At 63.1% G+C, this 20,742-nt stretch carries 12 protein-coding genes; 2 read left to right on the top strand and 10 right to left on the bottom strand.

From position 1 onward, the window contains the following. Positions 1–52: 52 nt before the first annotated feature. Positions 53–1,465 (bottom strand): mannitol dehydrogenase family protein, encoded by a 1,413-nt coding sequence (locus DSM100688_RS09125; RefSeq protein WP_152358787.1) that lies wholly within the window; start codon positions 1,463–1,465, stop codon positions 53–55. Positions 1,466–1,489: 24 nt separating this feature from the next. Further along, the gene (gene uxaC, locus DSM100688_RS09120; protein WP_204316681.1) at positions 1,490–2,908 is read right to left on the bottom strand and encodes a glucuronate isomerase; all 1,419 of its coding nucleotides are present in this window, start codon (positions 2,906–2,908) and stop codon (positions 1,490–1,492) included. A 368-nt stretch (positions 2,909–3,276) separates the two neighbouring features. Here uxaC and DSM100688_RS09115 point away from each other — a divergent pair, with 368 nt between their 5' ends. Beyond that, complete coding sequence (locus DSM100688_RS09115) at positions 3,277–4,320, top strand: LacI family DNA-binding transcriptional regulator (RefSeq protein ID WP_240811857.1); 1,044 nt, start codon at positions 3,277–3,279, stop codon at positions 4,318–4,320. A 179-nt stretch (positions 4,321–4,499) separates the two neighbouring features. On the opposite strand, the gene DSM100688_RS09110 is transcribed toward DSM100688_RS09115, so the two are convergent. From DSM100688_RS09110 to DSM100688_RS12230, 5 genes are all read right to left on the bottom strand, one after another. Beyond that, positions 4,500–6,050, bottom strand: coding sequence for a glycoside hydrolase family 30 protein (locus DSM100688_RS09110; RefSeq protein WP_152358785.1), 1,551 nt, complete (start codon positions 6,048–6,050; stop codon positions 4,500–4,502). A gap of 251 nt (positions 6,051–6,301) precedes the next feature. Beyond that, positions 6,302–7,513 carry a GNAT family N-acetyltransferase gene (locus tag DSM100688_RS09105; protein ID WP_152358784.1) on the bottom strand — a complete coding sequence of 404 codons (1,212 nt, stop codon included), beginning with the start codon at positions 7,511–7,513 and terminating at the stop codon, positions 6,302–6,304. 417 nt (positions 7,514–7,930) lie between these two features. Beyond that, a complete protein-coding gene (gene galE, locus DSM100688_RS09100) occupies positions 7,931–8,953 on the bottom strand; it encodes a UDP-glucose 4-epimerase GalE (RefSeq protein WP_152358783.1) in 1,023 nt (340 codons plus the stop codon). 294 nt (positions 8,954–9,247) lie between these two features. Then, positions 9,248–11,110, bottom strand: coding sequence for a DUF2264 domain-containing protein (locus DSM100688_RS09095; RefSeq protein WP_152358782.1), 1,863 nt, complete (start codon positions 11,108–11,110; stop codon positions 9,248–9,250). Positions 11,111–12,420: 1,310 nt separating this feature from the next. After that, positions 12,421–12,546, bottom strand: a complete 126-nt coding sequence (locus DSM100688_RS12230) for a hypothetical protein (RefSeq protein ID WP_275575905.1) — start codon at positions 12,544–12,546, stop codon at positions 12,421–12,423. A gap of 332 nt (positions 12,547–12,878) precedes the next feature. Here DSM100688_RS12230 and DSM100688_RS09090 point away from each other — a divergent pair, with 332 nt between their 5' ends. Next, positions 12,879–14,258, top strand: coding sequence for a substrate-binding domain-containing protein (locus DSM100688_RS09090; RefSeq protein ID WP_152358781.1), 1,380 nt, complete (start codon positions 12,879–12,881; stop codon positions 14,256–14,258). Between the two features lie 288 nt (positions 14,259–14,546). Here DSM100688_RS09090 and DSM100688_RS12115 read toward each other — a convergent pair whose 3' ends face one another. The 3 genes from DSM100688_RS12115 to DSM100688_RS09070 form a co-directional block, all read right to left on the bottom strand. Then, positions 14,547–15,767: an AraC family transcriptional regulator gene (locus DSM100688_RS12115; protein WP_239519369.1), complete on the bottom strand. Its 1,221-nt coding sequence runs from the start codon at positions 15,765–15,767 to the stop codon at positions 14,547–14,549. Positions 15,768–16,363: 596 nt separating this feature from the next. Then, the gene (locus DSM100688_RS09075; protein WP_152358780.1) at positions 16,364–18,556 is read right to left on the bottom strand and encodes a glycoside hydrolase family 127 protein; all 2,193 of its coding nucleotides are present in this window, start codon (positions 18,554–18,556) and stop codon (positions 16,364–16,366) included. A gap of 860 nt (positions 18,557–19,416) precedes the next feature. After that, entirely contained in the window at positions 19,417–20,508 is a 1,092-nt protein-coding gene (locus DSM100688_RS09070; RefSeq protein ID WP_152358779.1) for a glycoside hydrolase family 43 protein, read from the bottom strand. Between the last annotated feature and the right edge of the window lie 234 nt (positions 20,509–20,742).

The following is a 20,742-nucleotide window of genomic DNA, read 5'->3' as shown; positions in this document are numbered from 1 at the left end:
CCCTCAGTCAAACTGCGTTTGACAGCTCCCCCGTCAGGGGGAGCCAGAAAACTTACTGACGCTTGGCGGCTTCCGCGGCCAGCGCTTCCTTCTGCTCGTCGACGGCCTTGACGAACTCGTCGGACGCGGCCAGCTCCTTGTCGAGGTAGGCCACGACGTTGCGCGTCGCGTCCGGACCGTCGGCCTTGGCCAGCGGCAGCACGTCGTCGAGGTACGCGTCCTGCGCGTCGGTCTCGCCGTGCGAACGCAGGAACAGGATCCACGCGGCGACCGCACGCGCGGCCGGCGTGATCGACTTGCCATCGGCGAGCGCCTTCTTGGCGACCGGCGCGATGCGCACCGGCAGCTTCTGCGAGCCGTCGGCCGCGATGCGCAGCAGGCTGTCGTGCATGCGCGGGTTGGAGAAGCGTTCGATCAGCTTGGCGCGGTAGTCGTCGGTGGAGATGGTCAGGTAGCCGCTGGCCAGATCCCACCATTCGTTGACCCACGCGCGGATCGTCTCGTCGGCGATCGCCTCGCCGACGGTCTTGACGCCGAGCAGCGTGCCGATGTACGCCATCGACGTGTGCGCGCCGTTGAGCAGCCACAGCTTGCGGTGCTCGTACGGGGTCACGTCGTCGGTGATGACCGCGCCGACCTTGTCCCAGGCCGGGCGTCCCTTCGGGAAGTCGCCTTGGATGACCCATTCGATGAACGGTTCGGTGCGCACCGGGAACTCGTCGTACCAGCCGAGTTCGTCGGCGACGGTCTGGCGGTCGGCGTCGGTGGTGCGCGGCGTGATGCGGTCGACCATCGAGGTGGCCCATGCGACGTTCTCGTTGGCCCAGTCGAGCAGGGTCGGGTCGACGGCGGTGATGGCCTGTTCGACGACCTTGCGGAAGGCGGCGCCGTTGCCGGCGAGGTTGTCGCACGGCAGGATCGTGATCGCGCCGGCGTTGGCGGCGCGGCGGGCGAGCAGACCGGCGGTCACCTTGGCGGGGATCGTGGTCAGTTCGTTGGTGTCGTGGTCGGCCTTGAGCGCGGCAAGGTCGGCGGCGACGGCCGGGTTGGCGACGTCGAGGTCGCCGTTGCGGTCGCGCATGTAGCCGGCTTCGGTGACGGTGGACGTGACGATCGCGATGTTCGGATCGGCGAAGTAGCGGCGCAGCGCGGCGATGTCGTCGGCGGAATGGATGGACGAGACGGAGGAGATGACCTCGAAGTGGTCGCCGTCCTGGTTGGTGACGATGAGCGTGTAGACGTCGTCCTGCGGGGCGAGCGCGTCGAGCATGACGTTGTCGCCGGCGCGGCCGGTGAACGCGGCGATGCCCCAGTCGGCGGCGTCGGGCGCGTGTTCGGTGTAGTACGCCTGGTGGGCGCGGGTGAAGTTGCCGATGCCGAGGTGCAGGATGCGCTCGGGCGCGGCCTTGCGGCCGTGCTCGGCGCGGTTGAGCCGCGGCTTGGACGTGTAGGTTGCTTCGGTCATGATGTTGGTCCTTTGGTTGACGATTTACAGCTTGAACACCTTGGCGGGCTGGGCACAGACCGCGTCATGCACGATCTGCAGGCCCTCGTCGAGGCTGAGGCGGTGGTCGGCGACGAGCGTGGCCACGAACCGCGAGGTGAGGCGGCGGTTCATGTCGTGGCGGGCCGGGATCGAGCACAGTGCGCGCGTGTCGTCGATGAAGCCGCTCAGCTTGGTGAATCCGGCCGCGGTCACGACCGCCTGGAAGTAGCGCAGGATCGGTTCGGGCGCGTCGATGAACCACCACGGTGCGCCGACGTACAGCGCCGGGTAGAAGCCGGCGAGGGGGCCGAGCGAGCGGGAGTATTCGGTTTCGTCCATCGTGAACGCGACGAAGTGGAAGTCCGGGTTGTTGCCGTACTCGTTGAGCAGCGGACGCAGCCCGGCCGCGAAGTCGACCTTGTCGGGGATGTCGGCGCCGGTGTCCGCGCCGAAGTCGACGAAGTTGCGGTAGTCGTAGTTGCGGTAGACGGCCGGGTGGATGGTCATCGTCAGGCCGTCGGACTGGGCGAGGCGGGCCTGGTCGTTGACGAAGTGGCGACGCAGACGGGTCGCGTCGGTCGCGCTGATCGAGCCCTTGAGCGCCTGCGTGTACAGTTCGCGGGCCTCGGCGTCGGTCAGGCGCGCGGTGCCGGCGTCGGCGTGCGAGTGGTCGGACGCGACCGCGCCGTGCTCCTTGAAGTACAGGCGACGGCGGCGCATGGCCTCGTAGTAGCCGTCGTACGTGGAGGTGTCCACGCCGGCCGCCTTGCCGAGCGCGGCGACGAGCTCCGGCCAGTCGACGCGGGCCGGCTCGAGGTACTTGTCGGGGCGGAAGCACGGGGCGACGCGCACGCCGAACGCCGTGTCGGCCGCGACCTGATCGTGCAGGTGCAGGTCGTCGACCGGGTCGTCGGTGGTGGAGATGAAGCTGATGTTGAACTTCTTGACGAGCTTGCGGGTCGTGAAGTCGTCGGTGGCGAGCAGCGCGTTGAGTTCGTCGTAGATCTCGCCGGCCGTTTCGGGGCCGAACTGCTTGGTGATGCCGAAGACGTTGCGCAGCGAATCCTCGAACCAGTAACGCATCGGCGTGCCGGCGAACGCGGCCCAGTGCTTGCCGAGCAGCAGGAACGCGTTGCGCGCCTGTTCGGGGGTGAAGTCCTGCTGGTTGACGCCGAGGTCGGCGAGGCTTTCGCCGCAGGTGTGCAGCACGCGGGTCACGTAATGGTCGGGCGTGATGAACAGGCTGGTCGGGTCGGAGAAGTGCTGTTCTTCGGCGAACCAGCTGATCGGCACGTGGCCGTGCGGGGAGATGATCGGCAGGTCCTTCACCGATTCGTACAGCGTGCGGGCGATGTCGCGCGTGGGCTGTTCGGGAGGAAGCAGACGATCGGGATGCAAATCAAACTGCACTGGTTGAGTCATGGCTCCATAGTCCCACCGTGGCAACAAACCGCCCATTTGTTGCCACGGTTTGCCGCCGTCCCCGCAACCCCATCCGCACAACCCCATCCCCGCAACCCCATCCACACCTTGCAACCCGCATCCCACCACCCCATCTCCGCGTGGCAGAAAACGCTCGCTGAGCGGTACGCCAGCGAGCGTTTTCTGCCACGCCACGACAGCGCACGGCAACATTTGGCAACAAACGGCAACGACTGGCAGTACGATGTACGTAGACAACACCGCTCACCATCCAACGTCGGAAACACGAGGCATTCATGATCGACGACCGCGCGCACCAGTCAGCGCACCAACTCACGCAGGAATCTGCGCATCAGACGGCGCAGCCAGTGCAGTCAGCACACCAGCACACGTCCGCCCCCGGCCCGCACCGCACCGCGCGCGTGACGATCCGCGACGTGGCCGAGGCCGCGGGCGTCGCACCGTCGACCGTCTCGCGCGCGTTCGCACGACCCGGCCGGGTCAGCGCGGAGACGACCGCGCACATCCGCGAGGTGGCGGAACGACTGGGCTACCGCGCCGGCACCATCACCGCGCAGACCGCAACGGCGAACGACGAGCCGAACGGTCTGCTCGCGATCGTCGTGGCCGACCTGCGCAACCCGGTGTACGCCGACTACACGCGCAGCGCCCAGCATCAGTGTCTGCGCAACGGCTACGGCCTTATGGTCATCGATTCGGAGGAGACGGACAAGCTCGAAAAGGCCGCGCTGCAATCGGCCAGCCGGCACATCGACGGCATCATCCTCGCCTCGTCGCGACTGTCGGACGCCGGCATCCGCAAACTCGCGGAAATCAAGCCGCTCGTCGCGATCAACCGGTCGATCCAGGGCATTCAGTCGGTGATCGCGGACCCGACGACCGGCATGGAACAGGCGATCACGCGACTCGCGCAGCTCGGCCACGAGTCGCTGTCGTATCTGGCCGGACCGGAGTCGTCGTGGCAGGACGGCGTGCGGTGGCGCACATTGACCGCGATCTGCGGACGGCATGGCGTGCGCGTGCGGCGCATCGGTGCGAGCGAGCCGACGTTCCATGGCGGATTCCTGTGTGGCGAGGCGTTCGTGCAGAATCCGACGAGCGCGGTGCTCGCGTACAACGACATCATGGCGATCGGGTTCACGGCGTCGCTGCAGGCGCGGCGGATCGCGGTGCCGGGCGATGTGTCGGTGGTCGGGATCGACGATATTCAGCTCGGCGCGCTCGTGACGCCGACGTTGTCGACGGTGCATCTGGCGCGGTACCGGGCGGGCGAGACGGCGGTCGAGGAGGTGCTCGCGGCGGTGCGGCACACCAACGATCCACGTAACCGGCGGCCGATCATGTTCGACTCGCATTTCGTGGAACGCGACAGCATCGGCATCGCGCGGTAGTCATGGACCTTCATGCGCCCATACCCATACATTCGTAACGGACATACAGCCGATTTCAACGATGTAATCGGCTGTATGTCCGTTACGAGAACATGTGGTTTGCATGCCGCACGATGGACGACGGGCGGCATGCAAACCACACAGAGGACGAACGCCGAGGCGCCCGCCCGGACGGGTGCTTAGAACAGCGTCTCGTCGTGGTCGTCGGCCGGGTGCGGCGTGTAGGTGATCTTGAACTCGTCGTCGGCCGGGGCCTCGGACTCGTTGACCGGATGCTGCGACTTGTGCAGGCTCACGGTGCCGTACGCCGGAACCGTGACCTTCTGCCAACGCGCGCCCTCGCCGGCCACGGTCACCGCGGCCTCGATGTCCTCGCCCGTCGGGTTGTACAGGATCGCCGCGAGATCGCCGGTCGAATCGTTGACGAACGCGACCGAGCCGAGTCCGCCGTGACGGCCGTCCGGAGTGCGGTTGGTGGAGAACACGCGCTGCGAGCCGACAGTGACGTCCTGGCCGTAGTTGCGCAGCATGAAGTATTCGAGGTTGCGCTTGACCTTGCCGGTGGACGAGTCGATGGTGATGACGCCGCGGCGGCCGGACGTGCCAGCCCAGCTCGGGAAGCCCTGTTCGTCGAGCGCCATGTTCCACAGGTTGATCAGGCCGATGCCGTTGCGCACGAGCCAGGTGCCGATCTCGCCGAACATGACATGGCTGGCCTCGTCCACGGTTTCGTCGAGCATGCAGCGGCGTTCGGTCATCGCGGCCTTCCACTGCGGGAACTGGCGGGTGCCGTTGTGGATCCACTCGGGCAGACCGGAGTAGGTGTGGAACGCGGCGCCGGCGAACGCGTTGGCCTGCACGGGGGTCATGTACTCGCTCACCGGGCGCTGGTAGAAGCGCAAGGAGTCGTCGCCGAAGTAGATCTCGACGTCCGGGAAGGTGCGGTCGAGCGCGGGGCGCAGGTATTCGCTGCCCCACTTGGCGAGCTCCTCGGGCGTCCACACGGTGATCGGCCACGGGCAGCCGTTGCTCGGCTCGTTCTGCATGGTGACGGACGTGATGCGGATGCCGTACTTCGCGTATGCGGCGATGAACTTGACGAAGTACTGCGCGTACACGTAGTCGATGGTGTCCTGATAGCGGTAGCCGTTGCCGACGAATTCGCCGAGGCGCAGGCGGCCGGAGCCGTCGAGTCGGTTGGAGGTCTTCATCCACGCCGGCGCGGACCACGGGGAGGCCATGATCTTGACGGCCGGGTTGATCGCGACGATCTCCTGCAGGACGGGGATGACGTTCTTGAGGTCCTTGGTCGCGTCGGGCGCGCCCGGCTCGCCTTCGCCGATGGAGAAGTAGTTGAGGCCCGCGTCGGCGACGACGCCTTCCGGCAGGTCGTCGTAGGAGTAGTACTGCTGGCTGGAGAAGTCGCAGGCGCCGATGGAGATGCGCACGGACGAGAAGCCGCCCTGCTCGGGATCGAACATCTCGGTGAGGATCGCGTGGCGTTGTTCGGCGGTCATCGACTGCATGAACAGGGACGCGGACGAATCGGTGATGGCCGCGCCGCAGCCTTCCCAGTACTGGTAGCGGCGGGTCGGGTCGATGACGACGGTTTGTGCGCCGTTATGATCATTTTCGATCACCGGCGTCGCGATCGGCTTGCGGCGGTCGGTCAGGTCGCCGGTCGTGCGCGTCCAGTATTCGTATGCGAATGGATTACGGGCCTCAGTCATGAGGATCACTCCCTCGTGTTGTTGTGCGATATGGGCGATATCGTATGCGATTCGATCATTCGGATCGCGATAGGAACTCCAAACGATCACTATTATACACAACTGTGCACTGCGACAGTCCGAAATAATCTCTTTTTATCACTTTTGATCACTTTGAACTGCCGTCGGCGGGAGCGCGACGGTCAGTTGATCGTCACGTTCCCATCTACCGGCATTGCAATGCAACTGTCGCCGGCGCACGCGCCGATCGGTCAGTTGAGATCAGGCCAGTACCAGCACATCGGCAGCGGGAACCAACCGGCCGGCGCGACCGGCAGATCACGGCGGAAACGCGCGCCAAGGCCGAGCAACAGATCCTGCGCGTCCATATGAGACAGATGCGGCGCGTCCGGATCGGCGATGCGCTTGACCGCGACGGACTGACGAACGCTCGCACGGCCGGAATCATTCCCGGCGATCATGCGACCGTTATCGTCTGCCTCGAGATCATGCACGGTGACGGTGACCGGCTGACCGTCGAGCACGGCGCTGAGCCGGCCCGGCTCAAGCCGCCACAGGCGCGCAGCCGCCGACAGGTAGGCGTCGATCACCGTCGCGTAATCGAAGACGTTGCACCGGCACAGGCATCCGATCGTCGTGTTCTCGCCGAACGTGGCGAATTGCTCGTTGATCGCGGCGTCGGTCGGCGAGACACGCACGGTGAACGCGTCCTTGCGGCAGACGGCAAGCGAAGCGAGGTACGCCTTGGCGACGGCCGGCGCGTCGGCCGGGTCGGTCAACGCGATCTCGCGCACGACGCTCGGATCGGCGAGCGCGCGGATGAGATAGCCGATCGACTGGCCGTCGCGGTCGATCGCGATCGCCTCGCTGTTCAGATACGTGCAGATGCGATCAATGACGGGCAGCGGGCGTTCGGCGTACACCAGACGTGCGCGGTTGAGCTGGTCGGCGAGCTGCGCGTCGCCGTCCCGCGTGAACAGCGTGCGGAACGTGATGCCGGATGCGTCTACTGCGGCGAGCGCGTGCTTGGCGCAGGACTGGTTGACCGAGTAGGTGTAATCGTAGCCGCAGGGCGTGTAGCCGAAGTGCGCGTAGCGGTGGCGCAGACCCCACAGCACCATCAGGTCGGTGTTGCCTTTGGCGCGCAGTTCGTCGTGCCACATTTCGATGAGCTTGCCCATGTGGCCTTCGCCGCGGCGGCGCGGGTGCACGCATACGCAGCCGAGGAACATGGCGTTGAGCTGTTTGCCGCCCACCGTCATGGTCTGCGGGTAGACGCCGACCGAAGCAATGATGCGTCCGGTCGTCTCGTCCACGGCGACCTTGTGCCGGGATGCGAGCGTCGCGCCGCTTTCCGCATAGGCTTTGGCGAGGATCTTCTGGGTCTGCATGCCGAACGCGTAGTTGATGAGATCCACGATCTCGTCGGTTTCCTCGGACTTGGCGTCACGGTATATCGTCATTTGCGCACCTTCAATCACAAATAATCATATTCGAATACTTTTGATCATCCTTCCGTGCATCAGTTCACTCTCAAACCACGACATTCCCACGGCATCGCAGCTCACTCATCCCAGCTCATCAAGGCGGCACCCTGATCTCATCACCGATCCGCCCCGCACAAACCAGCCCTAGCGAGGCACATCACCGACCCCATCAGCAAATTGCCCCGCAAAACCGACTCTCAGCGGGGCGAATCGCCGGAATTGCACGCGATCCGTCTCCCGGCCGCCAGCAAGCACATACGAAAAACGCCCTGCGCTGGAAACAATCCCAGCGCAGGGCGTTACGTATTTCACGGACGGTCGCAACCGCATCAGCCGATTTCCACTAAACGGACGCAAGCCCGTCAGCGATCGACTATGCGGCCGGCCGCAACGTCACTCGGCGTCGCGGTAGCCGTTCGGGTTCTTGGTCTGCCAGTTCATCGACGACGCGGCCATGTCGTCGATGCCCAGCTCGGCCTTCCAGCCCAGCTCGCGCTCGGCCTTGGACGAGTCGGCGTAGCACGCGGCGATGTCGCCGGGGCGGCGCGGCACGATCACGTACGGGATCTCGTGGCCGGCGGCCTTCTCGTACGCCTTGATGACCTGCAGCACGGAGTAGCCGTGGCCGGTGCCGAGGTTGTAGGTGTACACGCCCGGCTTGTCGATCTTGCCGATGACCGCGACGTGGCCCTTGGCGAGGTCGACGACGTGGATGTAGTCGCGCACGCCGGTGCCGTCGGGGGTGTCGTAGTCATCGCCCATGACCTGCACGGCCTTGAGCTCGCCGATGGCGACCTTGGCGACGTACGGGGTGAGGTTGGCCGGGATGCCCTTCGGGTCCTCGCCGATGAGTCCGGACGGATGCGCGCCGACCGGGTTGAAGTAGCGCAGGATGACGACGGTCCACGAGTCGTCGGCCACGTGCACGTCGCGCAGGATCTGCTCCTCGAACAGCTTGGTGGTGCCGTACGGGTTGGTGGTGCCGCCGGTCGGGGTCTCCTCGGTGATCGGCAGTTCCTTCGGGGTGCCGTAGACGGTGGCGGACGAGGAGAAGATGATCTTCTTCACGTCGTGCTTGCGCATGACCTTGAGCAGTGCGATGGTGCTGTTGAGGTTGTTGTCGTAGTACTCGATCGGCTTGGCGACGGACTCGCCGACCGACTTGAGGGACGCGAAGTGGATGACCCAGTCGATCTTGTTCTCGGTGAAGACCTTGTCCATGAAGGCTTCGTCGCGCACGTCGCCCTCGTAGGCCTTGACCTTCTTGCCGGTGATCTGCTCGACGCGCTCGAGCGACTTCGGCGAAGAGTTGCAGTAGTTGTCGACGCAGACGACGTCGTAGCCCTGCTCAAGCAGTTCGACGTCGGTGTGCGAACCGATGTATCCGGCACCGCCGGTGACCAGAATGGTCGTCATGATAGTCTCCTTGTCATCATGATCGGGACTGCGAGGACGTCACGTTTCCTTCACGTCGCCGCGTTGTCTGCGCGATGTCTTCACATCGTCCCAGCTCCTTCACCAGTATATCACGACATAACATTTTCAACCACGTTCTACCAAAATCGCACAAAATCATTATCAATGATGTGCGTTTGCATCGGTCGCCCGTCGATGATGCCGCCGCACCACACCCGTTGTGGCAGAAAACGCTCGCTGAGCCGTGGCTCAGCGAGCGTTTTCTGCCACAACGGGTGTGGTGCGTGCGCTGCGTTACGCGAGTTCGGTCAACGTGACGGTCTTGTGACCGACGGTCAGCACGTTGCCGTCGAGATGGAACTCAGGCACCGCGATCTTGCCGTCGACGTTAAGCGACTCGCCCTCGGCGTCGCCGAGGTAAAGCGAGACGAACACGTACCTGCCGGGCTCGATCACACGAGTCTGCATCGGGATACGGGTCTTCGGGTACAGGATGTTCACATTCGGCTCCGGAGTGGACAGTTCCACGTCGAATCCGTCCGCGCCGACAAGGCCGATGATGCCCTGCTCGGTGCGGTAGAACACGGAGTTCGGCGTGCCCGTCTCGATCGTCTCGCCGTAGTCCGGCAGCGAGAAGCCGCCTTCCGCCAGATGCAGCTCGCGCGCGGAGTCGATCACGTGGACGCGCACGTGCCACGGCATGTCCGGCACGACGAAGTTCTTGATATCGACGTCCTTCCACGGCTTCCACTCGGAGTACACATACTCGTCATGGATCGCATAATCTTCATAACCGTACGCGATCTGCCAGTAATGATCACTTTCGCTCACCGCCAGCGTGCTGTCGTACGCGCCCTGCTTGAGCAGGACGGTGGCCTTCGGCACGGAGAACGCGAAGGTGGTGGAGTACACGTACTTCTCGTACTTGGCGTTGGCGTGCGCGTGCTCGTGGCTGTGCTGACCGGCGGTGAACGCCTGCACCTCGCGGCCGGTGGCGCTGTGGGCGACGAGCATGCGCGGCTCGGGCTGCTTCTTGAGCGGCTCGAACTTGAAGTCCTCGGCCTCGCGCACCTGCCAGAACGGGTCGTCGTCGGGGATGCACAGGAAGATGAACGTCTTGAGCGCCCAGTAGGCGGAGGCCGGGCCGTTGTAGCCCTCGGCCATGTTCATGTTCGGGTAGGCATAGCCGATCGGGATCAGGCCGTCGGACTGGAAGATGTTCTGCGAGAACCACCAGCGCAGGTTGTTGAGCAGCAGGTGCTTGAAATCGGCGATCGACCAGCCTTCCGGCGGTTCGACGCCGGCGAACGAGGCGGCGGCCCAGAATGCGGCCTGTGCGAAGCGGTAGTCGAGGCTGCGGCCGTACGGCAGGCACGCGCCGCCCGAGGTGAACCAGTTCGCGTAGCTCGGCACGAACGCGGTGGCGCGCTCCTTGAGCAGCTGCTCCTGCTTGCCGTTCTTCTTGGTCAGGCCGACGAGCACAAGTGTGAAGAATTGGTATGCGAACGGGATGTAGTTGTCGATTTGGTTGACGTAGCCGTCGTACGACCAGCCGTGGCCCAGATAGTGCGAGTTGGTGATGTCGAAGTCGTCCTGCACAAGCTTGGCGTGGTCGAGGTGACCGTTGTCGGCGAACCAGCTGTTGACGAGCGTGCGGAACAGCAGCCAGTTGGTCTTCGGCAGGACCTTGTGATTGACCTGCTCGAGCCAGTCAAAGATGTTGTTCTGCTGCTTGGTGGTCAGGTGGTCCCAGAATTCGGACTTGGTCTCGTACAGGAACGCGGTGATCGCGCCCATTTCGACGAACAGCTGGTCGTAGTCGGTCAGTTCGCCGCCCCAGTAGTCGGGATGGGTCGGATCGGTGCAGTTGATGAGGCTCTCGCAGGTGAACTGCCACCAGTGACCGAAGCGGCGGATGTTGTCGCGGTTGTGGAACAGCGGGCCGAGACCCCACAGGAGGCGGGCGAAGCCTTCGGACGAGGTGCGGTCCTGGCTGTAAACGGCTCCGGAGTCGCTCATGCGGAAGCGGCCGTAGCGGCCGTTCTTGATCATGAGTTCCATGCCCGGGGTGAGCAGGTCGATGAGGGCCTGTTCGCATTGCGCCTTGGTACGAAGTGGATTGCGCGCGACCTGCGCGTTGAACGGAGCGACCGCCATTGCTTTCTCCTTGACAATCATTCGCATCGCGCGGCATCACTGCACAATCGCACCGCACGACGCACTGTTGTTTGATCAATTTTGATTATACACACACTTTTAATCAGTTTCAATCAGTTTTGATAAATCACACCGCCAATCCTCCTCCATGCGCATTCCGCATCACACCCCACACCCCACACCCCACACGCCACACGCCACACGCCACACGCCACACACCACACACCAACGGACATACAGCCGATTGCGGCCTCTAATCGGCTGTATGTCCGTTAACGACAGAAGAAAAGAAGGAAAAGAAGCGGAGAAAGTGAGGAAAGTGAGGAAAGTGAGGAGGGGGAAAGAAGGGGAGAAAGGAAAGAAGAAAAAATGGAACTAGACCACGAAGCGCAGAGGAGCCACCACTGTCTCCGTACCGCACCCCGTCTCTCCTCAACGTACATACAGCCGATTCCAGCCACCAATCGGCTGTATGTACGTTGTAAGGCACACAAACGCAAGCACCCTCACGCATCCTGCGCGTTCTACGATCTTTCTTACACGCCACCCCTTAACGGACATACAGCCGATTACGGCAACTAATCGGCTGTATGTCCGTTAAGAAAAGTAGAGGCACAAAGCAGCACATCGGACACCGACGCAGTCACGTTCTGCGACGGATCAGCCACCGCCCACGCATAGCGGCACCCATCAAAACCTTAACGTACATACAGCCGATTCTGACCACCAATCGACTGTATGTACGTTAAGGAGGAGGGCAAAATGGCAATGTGCAAACGACATCCACCGCGTCGCGGCTTATCCCGTAACACGTCTCTTCCCGCCCTTTACCCCGCACCACCCCTAACGGACATACAGCCGATCACACATAAAAACCGGCCGTATGTCCGTTGGAGAGGAAATTAATGGCTTTCGGAAAGCACTGCTGCATCACGACGCATGCCACACGCGCCATGAAACCAACATCTCCTCGACTGCAGTCGCACTCCCGCAAGACGCCCAACACCCCCAACGGACATACAGCCGATTACGGCAGTCAATCGGCCGTATGTACGTTAAGGAGTGTGAGACATTCAGTATCTCAACGCACCAGCGGCATCCAGGAGATATCCCAGCTTCGGCATCTCGACTCACGACCGAAACCTCTTCCTCTTAACGGACATACAGCCGATTCCCATGTACTAATCGGCTGTATGTCCGTTAAGGAAACGGAAAAGTCAGAAGGGAAACCAACGGGAAAATCAAGAGGGAACAAGCACTAGCGAGCAGAACGGGAACACCGACCGCCGTCGGCCGCCCCCAGTCGCCGATCAGGCGGCGAGACCGGCGAACAGGGCGGACCAGTCGTCCGCTTCGACCGAAGCGGTCATGGCGGAGTTCGTGTCCGCGTGATTGCGAATGTCATAGGTGTTGTATCCGGTGGTGTGCTGTTCCATAGTGTCCGCCATCCTTTCTGATTCGGTTGCGCAGAACGTCGCTGTCGCGCAATGCCTGCTGTGCGGTGTTACCGTCGCATCGGGACTTCTCCGTACCTTCTGCAACGATTACGCTGTAATTAACGTTAACTATACTATAACGGTCGAATACAGTCAACTCTGATCATCGGCAGACCACCACATAATGGTCACAACTTCCAACAACGGCGTCATACCGCCATTATCATCAGGTACAATACAGTAAGCAAAAATGATCAGCACCGCTCAATCGACCACATGCATAACGTGATGCACACGGACGAACCGGCCGGTGCGACGTGGAAAGCGGAACGATGTCACAGCCACAGTCCCCAAACGGCAACGCCAAAACCACCGGCAACGGAGCACATCCAACCCCAACCGCGGCGGGCGGCACCAAACGCGGCACCCGGACCGGCGGCAAACGATCATCTGTCAAGGCACCATCCTCCGACACCGCGGCATCGTCGCACCACGGGAAGCGCGACTACCTGCCCGCCGAACGTCGCGATATGATCCTGAGCCTGCTCACACGGCAGAACGTGGCGACCGTACCGGAACTCGCCGCGCTGCTCAACACCACCGAGATCACCGTGCGCAGGGACCTCGGCGAGCTGGCCAAGGCCGGACTGCTGCGCCGCATCCGCGGCGGCGCCATGTCGGTCGGCGACGACGGCGAACCGGGCGGATCATCGACGCATTCCGCCATTCAGCGCACCGCATCGATGCAAGGCTCGACCGCACGGTCGAACGCAACGGCGTCATCGCCCGCCCTCTCCGGTCAGGAAGCCGCAAACGGCACGGCGGCCGCAACTTCCGGCGCCGCGGCGCACCCCCTGCTCGAATACGGTTCCGGCCGCCCCGCGATCGGCGTGATGCTGCCGGAACCGAGCTTCTTCTGGCCGGGAGTCATCAGCCACATGCGCACGATCGCCAACGAACTCGGCCTGCGGCTGATCGTGCGCGAATCCTCCTACGACGAGGGCTCGCCGGACGACGAGATCATGGCCGGGCTCACCCTCGACCCGGATCTGTGCGGCCTGATCGTCGCCCCGAACTCGCATCCGCAATCCGGACAGCGCGCATGGGACTGGATAGAGTCTTCCACAATCCCCACAATTGTGATCGAACGTGATCAACCGCCATTTGGCACGTGTTATACGGACTCGGTGCGCACCAATCATCCATACGGTGTTCGAATGGCCGCCGTACATTTTCTCAACCACGGCCACACGCGTATCGGCGCGGCGTTCAGCGAGACCCCGACCTCCGGCATCATTCAGAAAAGCTGGCGGGAGCTAGTGGACGCCAGTAACGGCCGCATCATCTGCCCGTTCGTCTGCGACGGCATCCAGCCGTACGATTCACGCGGCGTGGACGAGATCGTCGATCAGATCATCGAGTCCGGCGTGACCGCGATGCTTGTGCATTCCGATTATTTGGCGATCGCGATCGCGCAGGTGTTGGAGAGGCGAGGCAAACGCGTGCCAGACGATGTGTCGCTGATTTCGATCGACGGATTCGCCACGCCAAGTTCGCGGCCGCTCACCGTGCTGCGATCGTCCGCGCAGGATCTGGCGACGGTCGCCGTCCACACGCTCATCGATCGCATCCAGCATCCGGACGCGGCGACGCGCCACGTGTTCGTGGATCCGACGCTGATCGACCGCGGCTCGGTAATCGATCTAGCCTGACGCCTGTCTCGTGGCAGAAAACGCTCGCTGAGAGTCACGTCAGCGAGCGTTTTCTGCCACGCGAGTCTTTTTTGTGGCGGGAATGACTCGCTGAGGGATATCCCAGTGAGTCATTTCCGCCACGATCGGATGTGCGGTGGGCGAATGTTCTGCGACACGCCGGCAGCCTGCGCACGACACGCATGATGCATTTCGCGGATCGGCTTGATTACAAGCATCCCGCAAATGCATTGTGCGTGTCGTGCGCAGGCTGCCGGCGTGTCGCCGCTGCGCGGGCGGCCGCGGCCGTCACAGCGTGTTGTACAACCGCTTCGGAAACGCGTCGCGGTACTGCCCCGGCGTCAACCCGGTGCGGCGCTTGAACACGCGCATGAAGTACTTGGGATCGTCGTAGCCGACTTCGTGGGCGATGTCGGCGATCGGCGACGCGGTGGAACTCAGCAGGTCGCGCGCGTGATCGATGCGGTATTCGGTGATCTGTTCGGCCACGCCGATGCCGAATACGCGCTTGTACATGGCGGTCAGATAACTCGGCGAATAGTGGAATCGGGCCGCGATGCCGGCGACGGTGATGTCGTCGTACGCGTTGGCCATGATCCACGCGCGCACGGCCAGCATGGGAGCGAGGCCGAACTGCTGTCGGCCGGCGGTGCCGTACCAGCCGGGAGTCACGACCGGCGGCCGCATGTCGACACGAGCGTCGGTGTCGTGATCATTGATGATCGGTGATGTCCGATCGACGGCGATCGCCGTATTGTTCGAGCCACGGTCGTCAATCACATCGTTGACGCCGGCGGGCGTACCGATGTCGATACCGGATCCGTGATCGACGTACGATGGACGACCGCCGAACGGCCAGTGCCGTGCGTCGCTGTAGGATCCGCCGTGCCAGCGACCAGAGCCGTCCGCATCTACGGACAGTATCGTTCGCCCGTCGGCGCGGAATCCCGCGATGCCACTCTCCGCCGCACCGTCGTTGTCATGCCCCGCGGTCATCGACGCCACGGTCGATAGCACCGCACGCTCCTGCGCACTGATTTCCAGCAGCAGTCCGGTCGCGGCGTAGTCGCAGTACGCATTCCGATGCGGACCGAATCGCGCGTACAGATCGATCAACTGTCCACACAAAACCGCCACACGATCCGGCTCGGGGATACGACTGCGATCAGGAATGATCACGACATGATCGTCCTGCGGCAGATCCGCACCGTTCGTCGTAGTCATCACACGCACGTCATCGGACCGGAAATGCAGCCAGTAGAACTCCAGATCATCGGTGATGATTGCGGTGCCGGAATGTTCCACGCCGCGCGGCAACATGATGATCTCCCCCGCGCCGACGTGCATGTCGCGCTCGCCCACGCGGATCGGCAGCACGCCGCGCCGCACGAATATCAGTTCGAACGAATCGATGACGCGGCGCGAATGCCGCCATCCCGGACCGGACACGAACTGTCCGATCGACACAAACTCCACCGGGCCGGTCAGCCGGCACGTCGTCACGTTCATACCCGCCAGCGTAACCGTCCGGCACGAACAAGCGCACGGACCGCAAACACGGCCGGCCTTTCTCCTCAACGGACATACAGCCGATTACGTGTTCGAATCGGCTGTATGTCCGTTAAGGAGAAGAGACACGATAAGCAGAGACAACGATAGGGGAAAGATGCGAGCGCGGGCTCACACCGCCAGCGGACATACAGCCGATACGGGCAGGAAAATCGGCTGCATGTCCGTTCGTACGCGGCGGAATTCCCCGCCGATCAGTCCTTGACGCCCAGCGTCCCGTCCCCTCGACGGACATGCAGCCGTTTTCCCTGCCCGTATCGGCTGTATGTCCGTTAGGGAGAAAAGGAGAACGCCAGAGCAATACGGCCATATCTACCGCACTACGCCCACAATATTCAACGGACATACAGCCGATTCGGATAGGGGAATCGGCTGTATGTCCGTTAAGGGGAAGGGGCAGCAACCCGAGAAGCCGTGACTGACGCTAGTACCGTGCGATACCGTCAGTCATAACAACCGACGTCAGTCGCAAAACCAACGTCAGTCACAGCAACCGACGTCAGTCGCAGCAACCAACAAGTCACGAGAAACCAACGTCAGTCGTGCAGGAAGACGGTCATCTCGTTCTCGCCGCGGTTGGCCCACGCGAAGTACGGGATCAGCGTCGCGGTGACCGGCTCGCGCTTCGCCGGCGCATACTCCGCGTACAGCGGGGCGAACGCCGGCGACTCCGCATTCGCGCCTTCCGGCACCGGCTCACGCCACGCCGGCACCTCAAGGCGAACCATGTCGCGGGTCACGTCGTCGACCTCGCCCTGACCCTTCTCGTCGATGCCCGCGGCGCCCGCGTGGAATGCGAACGGCACCACCTTCACCGACGACGGATCGGCCAGAATCGCCGCGACGTCCGCATGCAGCAGGTGCAGGTTCGCGCCGTTGTCGCGCTCCTCGGCGCAGAACGTGATCGGACCGCGCACGAACGCGACACGACCCGCGTCCTCGCGCACCATCGGATTCGCCTTCATCATGCGCACCGGCATCGGGAAGTCGAACGCCACCTCGTCGCCATCATGCCATTCGCCGGTGAAGTACACGTATCCGTCGCGTACCTCACGCGAGATACGCCCGTCGGCCTCGCCGGACGCCGAGATCGCAGCGGCCGCCGCATCCACGGAACCCGCCCAACCCGGTAGACGGAACGCCAGCGTAAACGTCGCCGGCGAGCCAAGCCGCACGGTCGCCGCGCCGTCGCCCTTCCACGGCAGGTTCGCGGCGACGTCCAGCGTCACCTCCGCGCCGCCGAGCGTCGCACGCGCCACGCCGCCCATGTACAGATGCGTGAACAAGGTGGACGCATCGTTGCTGACCGTGTACGCATACTCCTGCACGGACTCGACGATGCGGGCGATGTTCGGCGGGCAGCACGCGCAGCCGAACCACTTCTGGCGCACCGGCTTGACGTGGCGCACGCGGGAATCCTTGTGGCAGGCGTACGGGTTGACCTCGAGCGGGTTGACATAGAAGAAGCTCTTGCCGTCGAGCGCCATGCCGGCGAGCGTCGTGTTGTAGAGCGCCTGTTCCATCACGTCCGCGTATTCCGCGACGGGCGCGATCTCGAGCATGCGGCGCGCGAAGAACGCGAGCGAGATCGCCGCGCACGACTCGGAGTATGCGGAATCGTTCGGCAGATCGTAGTCGTACGAGAACGCCTCGCCGTCCACCGTGCCGCCGATGCCGCCGGTGATGTACAGCTTCTTGTCGACGATGTTGCGCCACAGCGTCTCGCAGGCCTTGACCAGCGACGGATCGTCGGTGAGCTTCGCCACCGCGGCCATGCCGGAGTACAGGTAGCCGGCGCGCACCGCGTGGCCGATGGCCTCCTTCTGGTCGCGGACCGGCTCACCGGCCTGCGTGTAGTCGTAGTCGAACTCCCAGTTGGTGTCGGTGTAGCCGTCCTCCTTGTCGCGTTCGCCTTCGTAGCGGAAGTAGTTCGGCTCGGTGCCACGCTCGTCGATGAAGAACTTGGCGAGGTCGAGGTACTTCTTCTCGCCGGTCAGGTCGGCGAGGCGGGCGAGCGCCATCTCGGCGATCTCGTGGCCCGGATAGCCCTTGCACTGACCCGGGTTCGGGCCGAAGTACTCGCCCACGTAGTCGGCGAAGCGTTCGGCGGCCTTGAGCAGCTTGTCTTTGCCGGTGCCCTCGTAGTACGCGATCGCGCCTTCGATGAGGTGGCCGAGGCAGTACAGTTCGTGGTGCCAGCGCAGGTTGTGGAACGCGCGGTCCATGCCGTTGAGGATGTAGTACGTGTCGAGGTAGCCGTTGTCGAGCTGCGCGGCGCACACGATGTCGATCGCCTTGTCGGCGGTGGCTTCGAGCTCGGCGTCCGGATGCTGGGTGAGGCTGTAGCCGACGGCCTCGATCCACTTCGAGAAGTCGGTGTCCTGGAAGACGAAGCCGTAGAACTTGTCCGGATCCGGGTTGGCCGGGTCCTCGGGCTTGGCTTCGAAGCCGCGGTAGGTGTAGGCCGGCGGGACAAACTTCTTGCCTTCGGTGCTCTTGCGCGCGTTCTGCGCGGCGGCGGCCTTGAAGTTGTGCATGCAGTAGCTGGGCGCGGCGCCGGGGACGTTGTCGTTGAGGGCGTTCCACTGGAACGGGATGACGGCGGTGCGCACGAGCTCCTGCTCGGTGTGCCAGAACGCGTCGGTGACGGTGACGTCGCGCAGGGCGAGCGGCTTGCTGTGCTGCTGCGTCGCCTGGATGGGTTGTGCGAACGTGGATTCGGTGGACATATCGGCTCCTTTGACTTATGCCAGATATCGTTGCGTACGATGCCTACCGTACGCCGGCCGACACGGTGGCATGGGTGGACGAATCGTTGACCGAGTGGACTTGGCGGATGATCGTTGCGGAGTCGCGTATGCCGGACGTGGGATCGCTGAAACCTGTCTTACGTTCCCCTTGTAACGGACATACAGCCGCTTGAGGCAGGAAAATCGGCTGTATGTCCGTTAAGAGAAACGAATCATTCTTGAAGGAACGGCTTCAAGCAAACACCATGCCCTCTGCGTTCCACTCCTCTGCACGGCCCCACCTCTCTAACGGACATACAGCCGATTCGGACGGTGAAATCGGCTGTAAGTCCGCAAAGATTGACGCTCTCTTCCTGATGACCGTTCCACAGTAATGTCCCACGCTCCCCCTGCGGGCATACAGCCGATTTTCCGCCCGAATCGGCTGTATGTCCGTTAAGGGGAGATGGATTACTCACGGAGCAACGGCCGTAAAGGGGAAGACCACCTCTGTCTCCCCTCCCTTCAACGTACTTACAGCCGATTTCACCATGCAAATCGGCTGTAAGTCCGTTGAGGAGAGACGGATCATCACCGAAGAACAGCCACAAAAGGTTACGCCCACTAACTTCAACGGACATGCAGCCGATTCCGCCTCCCAAATCGGCTGTATGTCCGTTGAGGAGAGACGAATTGTCCGCGGAGGAACAACTGAAAAAAGGTGCCCCTCCCGCCTGCTCCCTTCCATCTCTCCCACCTCTCCCTCCAACGGACATACAGCCGTTTTCGCCGTATGAATCGGCTGTATGTCCGTTGGAGGGGAGGCGTGACGTGGGGGGGTGTGAGACGGAGGAATAGCGTTAGCCGATGGTGCCGTCGGCGGCCTTGATGCGGTCGTATTCGGCGCGGGTGAGGGACATCACGCCGCCGTGCTTGGTGTGCGGCCGCATGTAAAAATCATCGGAACGCAGGTAGTCGAACCCGCGGTCCGGATCGGCCGACACCATCGGACGGTAGCCGATCGACGGAATCACATCCACGTACAGATACACACGATCATCGGAATGCGAGGCGAACAGCGCCGGCCCTTCCACGCCGCCGGCGTGATGGTCGGGCGTCCAGTCGACGCCGATGTTCTGCTGGATGACGTGCCACTCGGTTCCCGGCTCCCACCAACGCTTCGCATCGGTGGAATCGAGCCAGATGTTGGCGGTCTGCGGGCCATTGTCCTTGGTCGCACGGTACGTGCGGATCATGCCGTCCGGCAGCACGCGCTGGATCATCGTCGTGTCGATCGTGTCGCGGCCGAGGTCGATGAACAGGCCGCCGTATTCGTACGTGTCGTTGGTGAAGTCGCTCGTCGCACCCCACAGCACGCGATCATAGACAGCATCGTCCTTGTGCTCGACGTTGTCGTCGGCGAACAGCTTGCTCGACCAGTACAGCACGAACGCGCCGCGACTGCCGTTGTGCTCGGCCTCCGAACCTTCCGGATAGTAATCCGGGACCCACAGCGCTTCCGGCGCCCATGCCATGCCAAGCTGGGCGTGCGTATCGTCAGCGCGACGCGAGACGTCGAGCGTATGCGGCTCGCTCCAGTGGACCAGATCGTCGGAGTACCAGATGATGAGATTCGTGCTGCCGTGATGCGAAAACGCATACCAGTCGCTGCCACCGTCGGATCCGCCGCCGCCCGCGAACACCTGCAGATCGGTGGCGATGATGTACACGCGACCGGTTTCGGGATTGCGCACGAGGTACGGGTCTCGCACGCCTTTGGTGCCGAGGTTCGACGTGAGGATCGGATTGCCGCCGTTCAGCGGATGCCAGCGTTCGGGGTTGTCGCCTTCGGACAGGTCGAGATAGATGCGTTCGGCGTAATGCTCGGGGTCTTCGATGAAGTGGACGAGCAGGTAGCCGTATGGATCGGCGAGATCGATGGGAGTTTTCATGGGATGGTCTTTCTATGAGTGTGGTCGTGGCGGTTTTCGCTCGCTGACGGGACCGTCAGCGAGCGAAAACCGCCACGGGAAGGAAGTGGCTGGGTGTGCTCCCCTCAGTCAGCTTTCGTTGACGGCTCCCCTCACTGAGGGGAGCCGAGGTGCGTGGCGGAAATGTCTCGCTGGCAGGCCTGCCAGCGAGACATTTCCGCCACGCACGGGAGCCCGCCACGCACAGTGTATGGG

Origin of the sequence: Bifidobacterium ramosum (assembly GCF_009299505.1) — a bacterium.
Lineage (GTDB): Bacteria > Actinomycetota > Actinomycetes > Actinomycetales > Bifidobacteriaceae > Bifidobacterium > Bifidobacterium ramosum.
Note: the sequence above shows the minus strand (reverse complement) of the source record. Positions and strands in the feature narration are given on the sequence as shown.

Bases quoted from the DNA above. Each gene is read 5' to 3' on its own strand.
- DSM100688_RS09125 (WP_152358787.1), bottom strand. From the start codon at position 1,465: ATGACCGAAGCAACCTACACGTCCAAGCCGCGGCTCAACCGCGCCGAG.
- uxaC (WP_204316681.1), bottom strand. From the start codon at position 2,908: ATGACTCAACCAGTGCAGTTTGATTTGCATCCCGATCGTCTGCTTCCT.
- DSM100688_RS09110 (WP_152358785.1), bottom strand. From the start codon at position 6,050: ATGACTGAGGCCCGTAATCCATTCGCATACGAATACTGGACGCGCACG.
- DSM100688_RS09105 (WP_152358784.1), bottom strand. From the start codon at position 7,513: ATGACGATATACCGTGACGCCAAGTCCGAGGAAACCGACGAGATCGTG.
- galE (WP_152358783.1), bottom strand. From the start codon at position 8,953: ATGACGACCATTCTGGTCACCGGCGGTGCCGGATACATCGGTTCGCAC.
- DSM100688_RS09095 (WP_152358782.1), bottom strand. From the start codon at position 11,110: ATGGCGGTCGCTCCGTTCAACGCGCAGGTCGCGCGCAATCCACTTCGT.
- DSM100688_RS12230 (WP_275575905.1), bottom strand. From the start codon at position 12,546: ATGGAACAGCACACCACCGGATACAACACCTATGACATTCGCAATCAC.
- DSM100688_RS09090 (WP_152358781.1), top strand. From the start codon at position 12,879: ATGTCACAGCCACAGTCCCCAAACGGCAACGCCAAAACCACCGGCAAC.
- DSM100688_RS12115 (WP_239519369.1), bottom strand. From the start codon at position 15,767: ATGAACGTGACGACGTGCCGGCTGACCGGCCCGGTGGAGTTTGTGTCG.
- DSM100688_RS09075 (WP_152358780.1), bottom strand. From the start codon at position 18,556: ATGTCCACCGAATCCACGTTCGCACAACCCATCCAGGCGACGCAGCAG.
- DSM100688_RS09070 (WP_152358779.1), bottom strand. From the start codon at position 20,508: ATGAAAACTCCCATCGATCTCGCCGATCCATACGGCTACCTGCTCGTC.